Source organism: Deltaproteobacteria bacterium (assembly GCA_016210005.1).
Taxonomy (GTDB): Bacteria; Desulfobacterota; Binatia; order HRBIN30; family JACQVA1; genus JACQVA1.
The window spans coordinates 1-14354 of record JACQVA010000172.1 but is presented as its reverse complement, the minus strand read 5'-3'; the positions used below and the strand labels follow the sequence as shown (position 1 = coordinate 14354).

Genomic DNA, 14354 nt, shown 5'->3' with positions numbered 1-14354 from the left:
TGCGGAGCGAAGGGCGGGCAGGGAGGTGGAAGGCGTGGAAGACAGAGCGGCGGAAGAACAACCGGCGGTAGTGCCCCACCGGGCTAAACAAGCCGGAGAGATCCAGGCCCGTTGGGCATGGGTGGAACCGACGGTCTGGACCGAGCGCATGTTGGCGGCCCTCGAAGCGGGGGTGAAAGGAGGCAAATGACGCTGGCCCAACGCCTATTTTGCCAAGCAGGGGCTGTTCTCCTTGGCCACAGCCCATGCAATGGCCTGCCAATCCTCTCGCAGGTGAACCACCAACTGGAGAGCCGTATGCGGGAAATCTGCTTGTACGGTTCGGAGGGAGGGGGAAGCTCGCGCTTCTCCCTACCCCTATCAGTTTGGCGTTTGGCGCTAAGGACCTTTGACGAGATCGTGTAGCGCTGGCGGTTGTAGGCGAGCCGGTGCCGTGGATTCCCGCTTTCGCGGGAATGACAAATTGCGTCCCTCTCGGCCATACCACGGTCTCGGAGTACCCGTCCACGTGTGTGTCTACGTCGTGCCATGGGCCTCGGCCTGACAGTACACAGTACTGTCTGGCTGGTGAGGATTTGCCCGGTCGGCTGCACGTTACCCACAGATTTGTCGCACACCCGTACTGAAGCCGGCGCGATTTCCCGCTTGCATCGTGCGGCGAGTCGGTGTACTGAGAGCGCCACATGTACTCCGCCGATCGCACACACAACCGCAATCCGCTGGGCGTGCTCGCGCTGGTAGTTGTAGTAGTGGGTGTAGGCGAGGCCGTCGCGCCGTAGCGGGGTGTAACAGAGCGTGTAAGAAAACCCCCTGCCGGCGCGAGGCCGGCGGGGGGTTTCTTTTTTTGGGCCCCTCCTGTCCCCGAATCGAGCAGGGAGACCGTTGGAAGAAGGGAGCGGGCTCTCATGAAACTAACTGGCGCACAACTCATTACGCAGCTGCTGGAGCGGCAGGGGATAACCGTGGTCGCCGGTATCCCCGGCGGGGCGAACCTGCCACTCTACGACGCGCTGCGCGACAGCGACATCCGCCACGTGCTGGCTCGTCACGAGCAAGGGGCGGGCTTCATTGCCCAAGGCATGGCCCGGGTCACCGGCCGGCCCGCGGTCTGCCTGGGCACCTCCGGTCCGGGAGCTACCAACCTGCTGACGGCGATCGCGGACGCCAAACTCGACTCCGTGCCGCTGGTGGCGATCACCGGCCAGGTGCCGCGCGCGATGATCGGCACCGACGCCTTCCAGGAGATCGACACCTACGGCCTCACCCTCCCCATCACCAAGCACAACTACCTGGTGCGCTCGGCGGCCGAACTGCTCGAAGTCATCCCCGAGGCCTTCCGCATCGCCGCCTCGGGCAGACCGGGGCCGGTGGTGATCGACGTTCCGAAAGACGTTCAGAACGAGTTCGTCACCTTCGAGCGCTGGCCCGAACCCGGCCGCGCCGAGCCGCAGCGCCAGCCCGCTGACGAGGATATCGCCCGGGTCGCGGCACTACTCGGCGAGGCACGCCGGCCGCTGTGCCTGATCGGCGGCGGCGTGATCGCTGCCGGCGCTGCAACCCAAGTCGAGCTGCTGGCGCAAAAGACTTCGCTGCCGGTGGCCTCGACGTTGCTCGGGCTCGGGGCGATGCCGCATGATCACCCGCTGTTCCTCGGCATGATCGGCATGCACGCCGCGCGCGCAACCAACCTGCCGCTCGAGGAATGCGATCTGCTGCTCGCCCTGGGCGTGCGCTTCGACGATCGTGCCACCGGCAAGGTGGCGCAGTTCTGCCCGCAGGCGCGCATTGTCCACATCGATGTCGACGCCAGTGAATTGGGCAAGATCAAGCAGCCCATGCTCGGCATCGAAGCGGACGTCGCGGCCGCTCTGGCAGCGCTGCTGCCGCAGTTGCGGCCGCGCCCGCGGCGCGAGTGGATCGCCGAGGTGGCCGCGCTGCGCGCGGCCTACCCGCTGGCTATGCCCGGCAGCGAGTGCCCGTGCGAACCCTACGGTGCCATTCGTCAGAGCGCTGCTTGCCTCGGTAATGACGTTGTTGTCGCCAGCGACGTCGGCCAGCATCAGATGTGGGCGGCGCAAGCGTTCCCGTTCAGTTGGCCGCGGCAATGGCTCACCTCCGGCGGACTCGGGACGATGGGCTTCGGACTGCCGGCCGCCATCGGCGCCGCTTTGGCCATGCCCGAGCGCACGGTGGTGTGTTTCAGCGGTGACGGCAGCCTGCTGATGAACATCCAGGAACTCGCCACCGCGGCCGAGGAGGGCGTGAACGTGAAGGTGGTGCTGCTCAACAATGCCCACCTCGGCCTGGTGCGCCAGCAGCAGCAGCTCTTCTACGGCGGCCGTTACCATGCTTCGCGTTTCCACGCCGAGCCCGACTTCGCCGCCATTGCCCGCGGGTTCGGCGTCAGCGCTTGCGACCTCGGTGCGGTGGCCGAACCGCTGGCGGTGTTGCACCGGGCCTTGCAGGAGCCGGGGCCGGGCCTGGTCAACGTCCCGATCGCCCACGATGCCAACGTCTATCCGATGGTGCCGCCGGGCGCCGCTAACCGCGAGATGATCGAAGGAGCGAGCCATGCAAGCGCAGCTTGAGCGAGGCGTGCAAGGAAACCCGGGTGCGAGCGGCCGCCGCCAGGTGGCCGTGCCGGCGGGGGTGGTGCTGCGGCTGCTGGTGCGCAACCATCCCGGGGTGATGTCGCATATCTGCGGCCTGTTTGCCCGCCGGGCATTCAACGTCGAGGGGATCGTGTGCCTGCCGGCCGATGACGTCGCCGGCGGGGCGCGCAGCGTGGTGCTGTTGCTGGTGAACAAAGACCAGCGCTTGGAGCAGCTAGTGCGTCAGCTCGCCAAGTTGGAGGACGTGCTGGAAATCGGCCATGACGCCGGCGGCAACGCCGCCTTCACGGCGGTGGCCGGTTGCCTGTAGCAGTCCGGCTCAGTCGCCGAGCTCGAAGGCGTGTTGCACCAGCTCGCAGGTGACACGTTCCCCTTCCCACCACACCCCGACCACGTCGAAGCGGACGGCGCGCTCGTGCAGGCGGTGCTCACTCAGGAAGTAGCGCGCCGCCCGTACCATTTGACGTTGCTTGCGCTGGTCGACGGCTTCGAGGGGGTTTCCGAAGCTTTCCTGCGTGCGGGTCTTCACCTCGACGAAGACCACGGTGGTTCTGTCGAGCGCGACCAGATCGATCTCGCCGGCGGCGCAGCGGTAATTGCGCTGGAGGATGCGATAGTGGTGGCGGCGCAGGAATTGTTCTGCGGCCCGTTCTCCCTCGGCGCCCAGCAGCTGGCGCTCATCCGGCATGGGGCCACGATATGGCAGGCCACCGCCGCAGAGCAAGCGCCGCGGTCGGGGCAGCGACTTTGCGCCGCCGCCCGGCTGTGTCATACAACGCAGCGCGAAGGACGCGCGTGCGGTGAACTACTTCGAAGGCGTTGGTGCTGCGTCGGGTTGCTGGGCCGCGCCGGGCGGCTTGTCGAAGCGTTGCGTCGGCAGGCCGCGCTCCTTCAGCCGCAGCTTGAGCAGCTCGCGGCGCACTTCGCGCATCTGGTCATTGAGTTTCTTCTGCTCGGTGCGGATGCGATTTTGCTCCTGTTCGAGCCGCTCGCGTTCCGCCTTGATCGCCGCATTCGGTTCCTCCGCCAGGCCGGTACCCACGCCCGTGAGTAGCGCGGCCGCCAGCAGCACTGCCACCAATCGTCGCATCTCATCACCTCCGATCGCTGCACCGAGTAGCAAGAGCCGGCGGTGCCGGCAAGGGCGATCGCTAGGGTTGTGTGCGCCGGTCGGCGGGCAGGGCCGGAGGCCGTGCCGGTGAGGCGGCACTGGCTCATCTGGTTGGCCGCGGTCGTGGCGGCTGCCGGCCTGTCGGCATACGCCAACCGGCAGGCAGTGCTGACCCGGGTGGCGCAACGGCTGATTGCTGACGAGCCGCGAGTGGCGGCCGATGCTATCGTGGTTATATCCGGCTCGGTTCCCGATCGCATGCTCGAAGGGGTGGCGCTGTATCGCGCCGGACTGGCGCCGTTGATTGTGCTGACGCGCGAGAGCGAGCCGCCGGGGATGGCGGCGTTGCGCTCCTTGGGGGGCGATATACCGAGCTCGCACGGGCTCAATATTTCGATTGCAACGCAACTCGGAGTGCCCCGCAGCGCTATTATCACGGCAGACGGCATAGCAAGCAGCACCCGCCGGGAGGCGAGTCTGATTGTCGACTTTCTGCAACAAGCGGGAATCCGGCGGGCTCTGCTGGTGACCTCCAAGCTGCACTCCTATCGCGCCGGGTTGACGTTTCGAGCGATCGGCGGGGCGCGGGTGCAATTCGTAGTCTGTGCTTCGCGCTACGACCCCTTCGATCCCGCGAGCTGGTGGCGCGACCGCATGCAGGCCCGGCGCGTGGTCTTCGAGTATCAGAAACTCATGTTGTTTCAGCTGTGGGAGCGCTGGCGCGGGCTTTGACAAGCGGGCGGCAGTGGCGCTAGTTGCCTTGGCCAATGAAGCGGCCAGTCGCCAAGAGTCCCGCTGCACGCTCGCCGGCAGCGCCGGCGGTAGCACCGGTGGCCATTGAGTCACTATGGTGGCGCCTGTTGGAACAAACCGGCGATATCTTCTACGTTCACGATCACGACGGGCGTTTTGTCTTCGTCAACCCGCCCTTTCACGGAGCCACGGGTTACTCGCGTGAAGATCTGGAGAAGCTGAACGCGCGCCACTTGCTCAGCCCGGAGGACTACCGCCGCAATCAGGCGCGCATCGCCAGCGCGATCGCCGGCGCTCAGATGGCGTACCCGTGGGAGATGACCATCCGGCGCAAGGACGGAAGCGAGGGACAAGTCGAGTTTGCCGCCGCTGTCATCGAGGCCGAGGACGGGCGGCCGCTGGTGGCGGGGGTGGCGCGCGACGTGAGCGCGCGCCGCCAAGCGGAGATGGAGTTGCGCGAGGCGGCGGCGTTTCAGAAGACGCTGGCACAGGTGTCGCTGGCGTTGCACGCGGCGCCGACATTGGAGGCGTTGTGCCCGATGGTTTGCGCCCAAGGCCGCCGCTTGCTGGGTGTCAGCAGTGCCAGGCTGTTCCTGGTGGAGAACGCCAGGCTGGTGGTAGTGGCTGCGGCAGGCGCGCCATTCCTCGACGGTGCTGAACAGTGGTCGCTCGGTCAGCCCAGCCCGCTCGGCGATGCCTTGCGCACGCAGCGCCCGCTGCTGCTCGACGCCGGCGGCCGCGCTAGCGAGCAGCCGACGGTGCTGCTGTTGCCCTTGCTTGGGCGGCATGCGCCCATCGGCCTGCTGGGGTTCTGCGAGCCCGACGCCCCCGGCTGCCTCGATGCGCGCTTACAGGAGCGGGCGGAGATCTTCGCCATGCAGGTGGCGGTGGCGGTCGAGAACGCCTATCTGCTGGAAGAGCTGCGGCGTGCGGACCGGTTGAAAACCGATTTCTTGGCCTCGGTCTCGCACGACCTGCGCACGCCGCTCAATGTGATCCTCGGCTACACCGACATCCAGCTCGACGGCTTACTGGGGCCGCTGACCACCGACCAGCGCGATGCCCTGCGCCGTGTCCGCATCACCACTCTGGGCCTGGCCGGGCTGATCAACGCCACGCTCGATCTGAATCGGCTCGACGCCGGCCGCGTGCCGGTTGAGTCGGTGCCCCTCAACCTCGAGGCCTTGTGGAGTGAGCTGCTGGTGGAGTTGGAGGATCACCCGGACTGGGGGGCCGTGCCGGTGCACTGGGATATGGCCGGTGCTCCGGAGGTGCGCGGTGATCCGGAGAAACTGAAGTTGATTCTGCGCAACCTGGTCGGCAACGCCCTCAAGTTCACGCGCGCGGGGGCGGTGACGGTGAGCGCGCGCTACCTGCCCGGCCGGCGGCGGATCGAGCTGGCGGTCGCCGATACCGGCGGCGGCATCCCCGCGGAGGAGCTGCCGCACATTTTCGGCATGTTTCAACAAGGGGCCGGGCAAGCCCGCGGCGGAGTTGGTTTGGGTCTGTACTTGGTCAAGCGCGTGGTCGAGCTGCTCGGCGGTGAAATCAGCGTCAGCAGCGAAGTCGGCAAGGGGTCGATCTTCCGCGTCGCCGTACCCGCGGGGGCGGTCGAATGAGGGCCGCCGAGGTCGTGCCGATCTATTTGCGGGTCGCCCCCGGCGACATTGCGCTGCTGAAGTTCTTGATCGAATCGTACGAGGGGATCGCGGTCGTGCGCACGATCGAGCGGCGCGCGGCGGTCATCGTGATTCTGGCGGTGCCGGACTTCTTGAGCACGGTGCGCGCGGCCCTGACCGCCGCGGCGCAATGGATAGCTTACGAAGAAGTACCGCCGCCGGCGGAGCGCGACCTTGGGCCGGTGCCACCGGCGCAATAGTCGAAAACACTAGTGGTAGCGGTGTGTCACTCGCGGCGAATCTCGGCGCCGAGTGAGCTCAGGCGCTCGTCGATACGCTCGTAGCCGCGGTCAATCTGTTGGGCGTGGCGGATGACGCTGCGGCCCTCGGCGCAGAGCGCGGCAATGAGTAGGGCCATGCCGGCGCGGATGTCGGGGCTGGACATGTCCTGGCCGTAGAGTTTGGCCGGGCCTACCACCATCGCGCGGTGGGGGTCGCACAAGACGATGCGTGCACCCATCTGAATCAGCCGATCGACGAAGTACAGCCGGCTCTCGAACAACTTCTCATGGATCAAGATCGAGCCGCGCGCTTGGGTCGCAATCACCAGCGCGATCGGGATGAGATCCGCCGGAAAACCCGGCCAAGGTGCGTCGTCGATCTTCGGGATGGCGTGGCCGAAGTCGTCGATCACTTCCAAGCGTTGGCCTTCGGGCACCACAATGTCATCGCCTTCGGCCGCCCACTGAATGCCGAGCCGGCCGTACATGATGCGGGTGATGGCGTGGTCGGCCGGCCGGCAGTCGACGATGCGCAGCGGGCTGCCGGTAGCGGCCGCCAGGCCGATGAGGCTACCGGTCTCGATATAGTCGGGGCCGATGCGAAACTCGCCGCCGCCGAGCGAGGTGACGCCGTCGAGCGTGAGCTGGTTGGTGCCGATGCCGGCGACGCGTGCGCCCAGGCCGTTGAGGAAGTTGCAGAGGTCTTGCACGTGCGGTTCGGAGGCCGCGTTGCGGATCAGCGTGCGGCCCTCGGCCAGAACTGCTGCCAGTACTGCATTCTCGGTGGCGGTGACGCTCATCTCATCGAGGAAGATCTCGCCGCCGCGCAGTCGCGCCGCCGCCAGGCGATAGCCCTCGCGGGTGACCTCGACGGTCGCCCCCAGGGTTTGCAGTGCCTGCAGATGGGTATCGACGCGGCGTCGCCCGATGACGTCGCCGCCCGGGAAGGGCAACGCCACGCGCCCGAAGCGCGCCAGTAGCGGGCCGGCCAGTAGCAGCGACATGCGAATCTGGCGGCCGAGTCGCCGATCGGGTCGCGGTGAATGCACCCGGGCGGTGTTGACCTGCCACCACTCGCCGTCAGGCTCGATCGTGGCACCAAGGCCGCGCAGCATCTCGGCGAAGATGGCGACGTCTTCGATCTGCGGAATGTTGCCCAGTCGCACCGTGTGCTCGGTGAGCAGGCTGGCGGCCAGCACCGGGGCGGCGGCGTTCTTGTTGCCGGCAACCCGAATCCGCCCCTGCAATCGCCGCCCGCCAGTGATGATCAGCCTGCCCATGCTGCCTCTCCGCCCGGTGTTACTTCGCCACGTACTTGAGCGCACCCGCGCGCACCCGTCAAGGTGGGGGCGGTCCCGCCGAGACAGCGCGGCGAGGTTCAACTCCTAGGGAGCGGCGCGCGGCAGACTGCGCCAGCGCGACACTGGCGCGGCAGATTGCGGCGGTCCTGGTCAGGACATGACAGGCTCGGCGGGACGCGCGCGGACAACGCGCCGGTAGCCGGTGCCGACCGCAACCAGCATAACCACCGTCACGAGCAGCGCCAGCGGCGACGACATCGGCGCGGCCGCGCGGCTCACCCGGCGACAAGCGAAGGCGGTGGCGAGGCCGCGGGGCGTAGTGCCCGCGCCGATCGGAAAACCAGCGCCGGTGATCTCGGTGTCGGTGGCGGCGGCGACGACGTGGACGTCTCCGGTGGACTCGTCGGTGACGAATACGAGTGCGCCATCCGCCGTCACCGCGGTGCCGTAGGTGCTCGACGCACCCGCCAAAGTCAGCTTGCTGGCGGTAGCCGCAGCGGTATCTATGATGCCCAGCGAGTTATTCTGTAAGCCGACGTACACCTTGCTGCCGTCCGGTGTCATCGACATGTTGCGCGGGTTGGCAGACCCGGTGAAGTCAATACCAAACACGGAGTTATCTGACGTTCGAATCCGAGTGACATCGGGGTTGCCGGCGTTGTTGGCGACATACACGAAAGCCCCGTCACAACTGACCACGGCCGAGCGCGGCTCACTGCCGACACTGACCGAGCCGACCACGCTGTTGCCGGCGGTATCGACGATGCAAACGCTGTCGGATTGGCGATTGACGACGTAGGCACGTGCGCCGGCGGGGTTGACGGTGACCCACTCGGGCGACCCAAAACACGCATCTTCGATGGTCGTGATCACCGTATTATTGCCGGCATTGATCACGGTGAGACTCCCGTTGAAGAGGGTGCCGCCCTTCTTGTTTGCGATGTATACGCGACTCCCATCCGGACTCACGGCCGCGCTATACGGCTCGTTGAACCCAGGATCGCTGATGGTCGTAATGACGGCGTTGGTCACACCGTTGATGACCGTAACATTGTCGGCGTGCCGGTTCGGTACGTACACGCGCGAGCCGGTCGGGCTGACCGCCGGATTGCGGGGCTCGATGTCGGCGGCGACCGTCACTACCGCATTGGTGGCAGCATCGATGACCGTAACGTCGTCCGAATCGGCATTGGCGACGTAAACGTATGGGATCCCTTGCGCCAGGCGCGGGATTATGAGGCCAACTGCGACTAGCCACGGTACATACCGTCTCATAGTTCCCTCCAGGGCATCGCTGCTCTACAGACTATGGCGGTGATGGTCAAGCAAAAGCCGGCACACCCCAGGGTAAGGGCAAAGCCGAGGCTACCCGCTGATTTGATGCCCACTGCCAACCTGCTAGAGGAGACGCGGCGCTGTAGTGCGACCTGCCCGTGAACCGGCTTCGAGACGGCCGCTGCGCGGCCGCCTCAGCCTGAGCGGGGTTCATGGGCGCTCCAAGCCGGCGAATTCGCCGGCGGGGTCGCTCAGGGCGAGGCGAAGGGAGTGAACATGCGGCTCGGTTTGCAGATCGGCTACTGGATGATGGGTCCAGAAGATCCGATTGATCTCGTGTTGGAGGCGGAACGTCTGGGTTTCGACTCGGTCTGGACGGCGGAAGCGTATGGCTCGGACTGCTTCTCGCCGCTGTGCTGGATCGGGGCGCGTACCACCAAGATCAAGCTCGGTACCGCGGTGATGCAACTCTCCGCTCGCACCCCCGCGTGTGCGGCGATGACGGCCGTGACCATCGACCACTTATCGGGCGGGCGGCTGCTGCTCGGTATCGGCGTCTCGGGGCCGCAGGTGGTCGAGGGCTGGTATGGCCAGCCGTTCCCCAAGCCGATGGGCCGCACCCGCGAGTGGGTCGAGGTCTTCCGCGCCATGCTGCGGCGCGAACAGCCAGTGAGCTTCCAAGGCGAGCACTATCAGCTGCCGTACCAAGGTGGCAGCGGGTTGGGCAAGCCGCTGAAACTAATCGTGCACCCGTTGCGCAGCCACATCCCGATCTACCTCGGTGCCGAGGGGCCGAAGAACGTCGCGCTCGCTGCCGAGATTGCCGACGGCTGGCTGCCGCTGTTCGTCTCGCCCTACAAGATGGACATCTACGCCGACTCCTTGCGCCAAGCGAAACCCGAGTTCGACGTTGCCGCCACCGTCACCGCCAGCCTCAACGACGACTTGGAGCAAGCGCTCTACCCGATCAAGATGGCGCTCGGCTTCTACATCGGAGGCATGGGGGCGCGGGGGCGAAATTTCCACCTCAACTTGATCGAGCGACTCGGTTACGGCGATTCGGCGCGGCGGGTGCAAGAGTTGTTTCTCGCCGGCAAGCGCGCCGAAGCGTTTGCCGCCGTGCCGGACCAGCTGGCGGATGAGATTTCGCTGGCCGGCTCGGCCGATCGCATCCGCGACCGCCTGCAAGCTTGGCAGCAGTGCGGCATCAAGAGCCTGCTGGTGGGCACGCGCGACCCGCGGGTGCTGCGCCTGTTGGCGGAAACCCTGCTCTAGAGCGGCGACCTCCCTCCATGAAGCGGACTTCGGTCGCGCCAGCTGACGTCACGCATGCCGGCGACAACGCCGGGGGCAAGCGCTGGCAGCCGTGGTTCGGCCTGCGCTTCTTCGCCTATTTGTTCGTTGGCAGCCTGGCCTTCTCACTCGGCCGGCTGCACGAGCGGCTCGAGCCGCTGCAAGCGGCGATCGCGGCCGGCGCCGCGCTCGGGGCGCGGGCGCTGGGTACCCGCGTGCAAGCGGTCGGCGAGGTGATCGCGATCGGCGCCGAGGCCGAGCTGGTGATCAATCATGAATGCACCGGCGTCTTCTTTCTGGTGATCTGGGCCGCCTTTGTGCTGGCGTATCCGGCCAGTGCCCGCCAGCGGCTGCTGGGCGTTGCCGCCGGCGTTGCCATCATCGAGGCGGTCAACGTGGCGCGCTTGGCCACGCTGGCCGCGATCGGCGCGCGCTGGCCGGCGCTGTTCACCTATTTTCACGAGTACCTGTGGCAAGGGGCGTTCGTGTTGTTGATTGCGCTGTTGGCGGTAGCCTGGCGCGAGCGGGTCGAGCGGCAGCATGTGGTTTCTGGTTAGATTTCTGGCGGCAGCGGCAGCGCTGTTCGCGCTGTGGTTGGCCGGCGGCGCCGCGATGTATTCGCACATGGTGCTGTTCTGCGTCCGCGCTGTCGCCGCCCTCAGCGCCGGGCTGAGTGTGGAAGTGTCGAGCCAAGCCGGGCACGTGACCGCGGTGTTCATCGCCGGCACGCGCCGGCTGGCGATGCCGCTCAATCTGCGCGAGTCGCTGGCCGGAGTAGTGCCGTTTATCGCCCTGGTGATGGCTTCTTCGGGGCCGCCATTGCTGGCGAGGCTGCGGGCCGCGCTAACCGGGATGGGCATTATCTACGCCGTGGACGTTGCCGTGGTCAGCGCTTCGCCCTTGATGCTTGAATCACGCACCGGCGTGACCAAGGCGTTGGCGGACGTGCTCTCGGTGTTCGTCATGCTGGCGGGTTTGGTCGCTCTGCCGTTCTTTCTCTGGCTGGTTCTGCTCGGCACCGGCCCCTTGCCGCGCGACCGAGAGGCCGGTCGCCGCTGACGAGCAAGGGTCGGGCGTGGTGCAGCCGCTACGCGCAGCTGCCAAGCGCGTTGTTGACCCCAGCTACCAGCTCTTCAACGGTTACCTCGCCGTTGTTGTCGCGGTCAAATTCCGGGCACTCGCTCAGTGCGCTGGTGCCGAGGGCGATGTTGACGCCGGTGACCAGCTCGTCGATCGTAACCTCGCCGTCGCCGCCGCAATCACCCAGGCACGGCACCGGTGTGGCGCTGGGCGTAGGTGGCGGCTCCTGCGTGAGGGTGGGAGTTGCCTCCGCGATCAGCAGCCGGTAGGCGTTGACGGCGAAGTCGCGCCGATCACCGGCATGGTCGTGCTTGGCCCAGGCGGTGATGAAAGTCTCGGCCCGCTCGTCGGTCCACAGTGCAGCCTCGGGCAAGCCGTTCTGGGCGCGAAACCACTTCAGCACCTGCCAGGTCGCCTTGCCGGCCTCGATCGTATAGGGCACGCCGACGTCGCTCGACGAGGGGCCGAACTCGGCGACTTCGTGCCAATACGCCGCGTTGCACTCGGATGGCGAGGGCTGGTGCACACGCACCTGTGCCGCTTGCATGCAGGCCTCGTGCGAGTAGGAGTCGGCGAGCTGGTGCAAGTACACGCCCAGCGCCGCCAAGCTGTGCGAGGCTACCGCCGCCGGCTCGCCGCCGTTGAGCGCCAGCGTCGGCACGCCGAGCACCGGTGTGGTTGTGCCGTAGACCGCCCACAGCTCCACCTCATCGACTTCGGCGAGCGCGGCGCACGGGTCGGAGGTGTCATTGAAGTAAGCGCAGGTGTCGCGGCCACCGGGGTACGTGTAAGCGCCGGTGGCATTTGCCGAGTGCCGCCGCGCCTCGTGGTAGTACATGCCCGTCTGACTCAGGCGTTCGGTTCCGGCCAACTCCACGGACACGCTGGCCTCCTGATCGCCGGTAAACGCACCCGTGTCGGTAGCGGCATCGGTGATGGCGATGAAGTCGGCGTCGGCGGCACTGAAACCCGCCGCGCGGGCCAAGGTGCGGGTGAACTCGTAGTGAAACGTGCTGTGCGACCCGGAAGGGACGGTGGTGATGTCCTCGGCGAAACCCCAGCCCCGGCGCGCTTGCAGGCCGAGAGTGGCCACCGTGGCCACGCCGGCGAGCAACCCCATTTGCCAGCGGAATTGAAACCGACGGTGAACTTGTCGCATCACGAGATCCTCCTCTGTCGATTTGAGTGTGACATCTTCGCGCTGTGCCACCAAGGCTCAGAGGCTGTGAAAGCATCGCAAAGCGGTGGAGCACTGCTCCACCCCTCAGCAATGACACCATGCGCTCGACCTTCCAATCTGGGCGAAAGCGGTGCTCTCGCCCTCCTTCGTCGCGGCCACCGGCACATCGTTGCTTTCCTCCCGGCTCTCAGTTCTCGCCAAACAGCGGCACGAAGCAGAGCCGCTGCACATCGACCAGCCCGCGGTCGGTGAGACGTAGCGCGGGAATGACCGGCAGGGCGAGGAATGAGATCGTCATGAACGGATCACTCAGTGTGGTTCCAAGTTGCCGGGCCGCATCGAGAAGACGGCCCAGTGCACCGAGCACATGTTCCAGCGGCGTGTCCGCCATCAGCCCGGCGATGGGTAGCCGCAGCGCTGCCCGCACCGCCCCGTCCTTGACCGCCACCAGACCGCCCTGCTGTTGCTCGACGGCGCGGGCCGCCGCGAGCATGTCGCCGTCATTGGTGCCGACCACCACCAGATTGTGCGAGTCGTGGGCGACGGTGGAGGCCAGTGCGCCGGCGTGCAGGCCGAAGCCGCGGACGAACACGCTCAGCGGCAGGTCACGCGAGGCCGCCAGCAGGTAGTTGATGCCATCTAATCCGAGCACGTTGGCGAGCTCGTGCGGGTCGGCTACCACGGTGGTAGTTCCGAGGGGCACGATCACCCGCGCTAGTTCCGCCGGCGTGAGCAGGGTCGATTCCAAGTGAATGTGCGCGTCAATGAATCCCGGCGCGATGAAGCGGCCGCGGGCATCGATCCGCTCCCGGCCGACATACGAGCCGAAGCCGACGATGCGGCCGCCGCTAATGGCCACGTCCGCTGGGTGAACCTCGGCCGAGAAGACGTTGACCACCTGCCCGCCGGTGATCACCAGGTCAGCCGGCTCCTCACCGCGTGCCACCGCAATGCAGTGTGCGAGATCGCCGCCCGCGTCTCCGCCCGGCGTCTGGGCGGCGGGGCTGAAATCGCGGTGTGCAAGACTCATGTCGTGCTCTGGTCCGACTCGAGGATGGCGATGTAGGGTAACGCCCGGCCCTGCCCGCCGGCATCGAGGCCGTAGCCGATGAGCCAGACGTCCGGCACCTCGAAGCCGACGTAGTCGGTGGCTACCTCCGCCGTCCGCCGCGCCGGCTTGTTGAGCAACACGCAGGTGCGCAGCCACAGCGGGTGCTGCGCCAGCACATGCGCCCGTGCAGCGTGGAGGGAGAGCCCGGAGTCGGCGATGTCGTCCACCAGGAGGACCGGCCGGCCGCGGACATCGACGCGCAGGTTCTTGTAGACCGTGACCATCCCGCTCGACTGCGTTGCTTCGCCATAGTGGCCGACTCCGAGGAAGTCGACTTGCGGCTGCACGCCGCCACGGGCCAGGGCGCGTACCAAGTCGGCGACAAATACGAAACTACCGGTGAGTAGACCGATGACCACCGGTGCGAACCCGCTCGGTAGGTCGCCGCCGATCACCCGTGCCAGTTGCTCGATGCGGCCGGCGATGATGGGCTCGCTGAACAGGATCCGATGTTGTGGCGGCGACGGCGGCATAGGCTCCCTCCGGCTCCCTGCCTTGCAAACCCCGAGCCGCCACGGATCGCCCCATCCGAGGCCGGTTTCTTGGCGCTGCTTGTCTCCGACGCGAAACCAGCGCGGGCTTGTTCTCTGAACTACGATGGCCGAAAGTCTTGGCGTCGCGCGCAGATTTCCCTCCGTCATTCCCGCGAAGGCGGGAATCCATCCGGAGCCCCACCGCCCCTGGATGCCCGCCCCACGCCTTCGCGGGGGCAGGCTCTAAGGATTGCGGGCATGACGG

15 protein-coding genes are annotated in these 14354 nt (G+C 66.8%); 8 read left to right on the top strand and 7 right to left on the bottom strand.

Going from position 1 to position 14354, the window contains the following annotated elements; genetic code table 11:
* Positions 1-905: 905 nt before the first annotated feature.
* Positions 906-2588: an acetolactate synthase large subunit gene (gene ilvB / locus HY699_16885; protein ID MBI4517481.1), complete on the top strand. Its 1683-nt coding sequence runs from the start codon at positions 906-908 to the stop codon at positions 2586-2588.
* Positions 2572-2922 (top strand): ACT domain-containing protein, encoded by a 351-nt coding sequence (locus tag HY699_16880; protein MBI4517480.1) that lies wholly within the window; start codon positions 2572-2574, stop codon positions 2920-2922. Before ilvB ends, HY699_16880 begins: the two co-directional genes overlap by 17 nt.
* Before the next feature lie 9 nt (positions 2923-2931).
* Here the strand turns inward: HY699_16880 and HY699_16875 are convergent, their stop codons facing one another.
* Together HY699_16875 and HY699_16870 are read right to left on the bottom strand one after the other, a co-directional pair.
* Positions 2932-3300: a YraN family protein gene (locus tag HY699_16875; protein MBI4517479.1), complete on the bottom strand. Its 369-nt coding sequence runs from the start codon at positions 3298-3300 to the stop codon at positions 2932-2934.
* A 117-nt stretch (positions 3301-3417) separates the two neighbouring features.
* A complete protein-coding gene (locus tag HY699_16870; protein MBI4517478.1) occupies positions 3418-3702 on the bottom strand; it encodes a hypothetical protein in 285 nt (94 codons plus the stop codon).
* A 108-nt stretch (positions 3703-3810) separates the two neighbouring features.
* Here HY699_16870 and HY699_16865 point away from each other — a divergent pair, with 108 nt between their 5' ends.
* The 3 genes from HY699_16865 to HY699_16855 are packed head-to-tail and all read left to right on the top strand — an operon-like array spanning position 3811 to position 6355.
* Complete coding sequence (locus HY699_16865) at positions 3811-4455, top strand: YdcF family protein (protein MBI4517477.1); 645 nt, start codon at positions 3811-3813, stop codon at positions 4453-4455.
* Positions 4456-4490: 35 nt separating this feature from the next.
* On the top strand, positions 4491-6095 hold the full coding sequence (locus HY699_16860) for a PAS domain S-box protein (protein ID MBI4517476.1): 1605 nt from the start codon (positions 4491-4493) through the stop codon (positions 6093-6095).
* The gene (locus HY699_16855) at positions 6092-6355 is read left to right on the top strand and encodes a DUF4911 domain-containing protein (GenBank protein MBI4517475.1); all 264 of its coding nucleotides are present in this window, start codon (positions 6092-6094) and stop codon (positions 6353-6355) included. The genes HY699_16860 and HY699_16855 overlap by 4 nt, the downstream gene beginning before the upstream one ends.
* A gap of 26 nt (positions 6356-6381) precedes the next feature.
* Here the strand turns inward: HY699_16855 and murA are convergent, their stop codons facing one another.
* Positions 6382-7656 carry a UDP-N-acetylglucosamine 1-carboxyvinyltransferase gene (gene murA / locus HY699_16850; GenBank protein MBI4517474.1) on the bottom strand — a complete coding sequence of 425 codons (1275 nt, stop codon included), beginning with the start codon at positions 7654-7656 and terminating at the stop codon, positions 6382-6384.
* A gap of 171 nt (positions 7657-7827) precedes the next feature.
* On the bottom strand, positions 7828-8952 hold the full coding sequence (locus HY699_16845; protein MBI4517473.1) for a YncE family protein: 1125 nt from the start codon (positions 8950-8952) through the stop codon (positions 7828-7830).
* Positions 8953-9228: 276 nt separating this feature from the next.
* Here HY699_16845 and HY699_16840 point away from each other — a divergent pair, with 276 nt between their 5' ends.
* The 3 genes from HY699_16840 to HY699_16830 are packed head-to-tail and all read left to right on the top strand — an operon-like array spanning position 9229 to position 11304.
* Entirely contained in the window at positions 9229-10227 is a 999-nt protein-coding gene (locus HY699_16840) for an LLM class F420-dependent oxidoreductase (GenBank protein ID MBI4517472.1), read from the top strand.
* Positions 10228-10244: 17 nt separating this feature from the next.
* Positions 10245-10802, top strand: coding sequence for a hypothetical protein (locus tag HY699_16835; GenBank protein ID MBI4517471.1), 558 nt, complete (start codon positions 10245-10247; stop codon positions 10800-10802).
* Entirely contained in the window at positions 10786-11304 is a 519-nt protein-coding gene (locus tag HY699_16830; GenBank protein ID MBI4517470.1) for a hypothetical protein, read from the top strand. The genes HY699_16835 and HY699_16830 overlap by 17 nt, the downstream gene beginning before the upstream one ends.
* 28 nt (positions 11305-11332) lie before the next feature.
* Here HY699_16830 and HY699_16825 read toward each other — a convergent pair whose 3' ends face one another.
* The 3 genes from HY699_16825 to HY699_16815 all read right to left on the bottom strand — a co-directional run bounded on the left by HY699_16825 (position 11333) and on the right by HY699_16815 (position 14089).
* Complete coding sequence (locus HY699_16825) at positions 11333-12487, bottom strand: hypothetical protein (protein ID MBI4517469.1); 1155 nt, start codon at positions 12485-12487, stop codon at positions 11333-11335.
* Between the two features lie 205 nt (positions 12488-12692).
* Positions 12693-13535 carry an amidohydrolase family protein gene (locus HY699_16820; GenBank protein MBI4517468.1) on the bottom strand — a complete coding sequence of 281 codons (843 nt, stop codon included), beginning with the start codon at positions 13533-13535 and terminating at the stop codon, positions 12693-12695.
* A complete protein-coding gene (locus HY699_16815) occupies positions 13532-14089 on the bottom strand; it encodes a hypoxanthine phosphoribosyltransferase (GenBank protein MBI4517467.1) in 558 nt (185 codons plus the stop codon). The genes HY699_16820 and HY699_16815 overlap by 4 nt, the downstream gene beginning before the upstream one ends.
* Positions 14090-14354: the final 265 nt, after the last annotated feature.

Bases quoted from the DNA above. Each gene is read 5' to 3' on its own strand.
- ilvB (MBI4517481.1), top strand. From the start codon at position 906: ATGAAACTAACTGGCGCACAACTCATTACGCAGCTGCTGGAGCGGCAG.
- HY699_16880 (MBI4517480.1), top strand. From the start codon at position 2,572: ATGCAAGCGCAGCTTGAGCGAGGCGTGCAAGGAAACCCGGGTGCGAGC.
- HY699_16875 (MBI4517479.1), bottom strand. From the start codon at position 3,300: ATGCCGGATGAGCGCCAGCTGCTGGGCGCCGAGGGAGAACGGGCCGCA.
- HY699_16870 (MBI4517478.1), bottom strand. From the start codon at position 3,702: ATGCGACGATTGGTGGCAGTGCTGCTGGCGGCCGCGCTACTCACGGGC.
- HY699_16860 (MBI4517476.1), top strand. From the start codon at position 4,491: ATGAAGCGGCCAGTCGCCAAGAGTCCCGCTGCACGCTCGCCGGCAGCG.
- HY699_16855 (MBI4517475.1), top strand. From the start codon at position 6,092: ATGAGGGCCGCCGAGGTCGTGCCGATCTATTTGCGGGTCGCCCCCGGC.
- murA (MBI4517474.1), bottom strand. From the start codon at position 7,656: ATGGGCAGGCTGATCATCACTGGCGGGCGGCGATTGCAGGGGCGGATT.
- HY699_16845 (MBI4517473.1), bottom strand. From the start codon at position 8,952: ATGAGACGGTATGTACCGTGGCTAGTCGCAGTTGGCCTCATAATCCCG.
- HY699_16840 (MBI4517472.1), top strand. From the start codon at position 9,229: ATGCGGCTCGGTTTGCAGATCGGCTACTGGATGATGGGTCCAGAAGAT.
- HY699_16835 (MBI4517471.1), top strand. From the start codon at position 10,245: ATGAAGCGGACTTCGGTCGCGCCAGCTGACGTCACGCATGCCGGCGAC.
- HY699_16830 (MBI4517470.1), top strand. From the start codon at position 10,786: ATGTGGTTTCTGGTTAGATTTCTGGCGGCAGCGGCAGCGCTGTTCGCG.
- HY699_16820 (MBI4517468.1), bottom strand. From the start codon at position 13,535: ATGAGTCTTGCACACCGCGATTTCAGCCCCGCCGCCCAGACGCCGGGC.
- HY699_16815 (MBI4517467.1), bottom strand. From the start codon at position 14,089: ATGCCGCCGTCGCCGCCACAACATCGGATCCTGTTCAGCGAGCCCATC.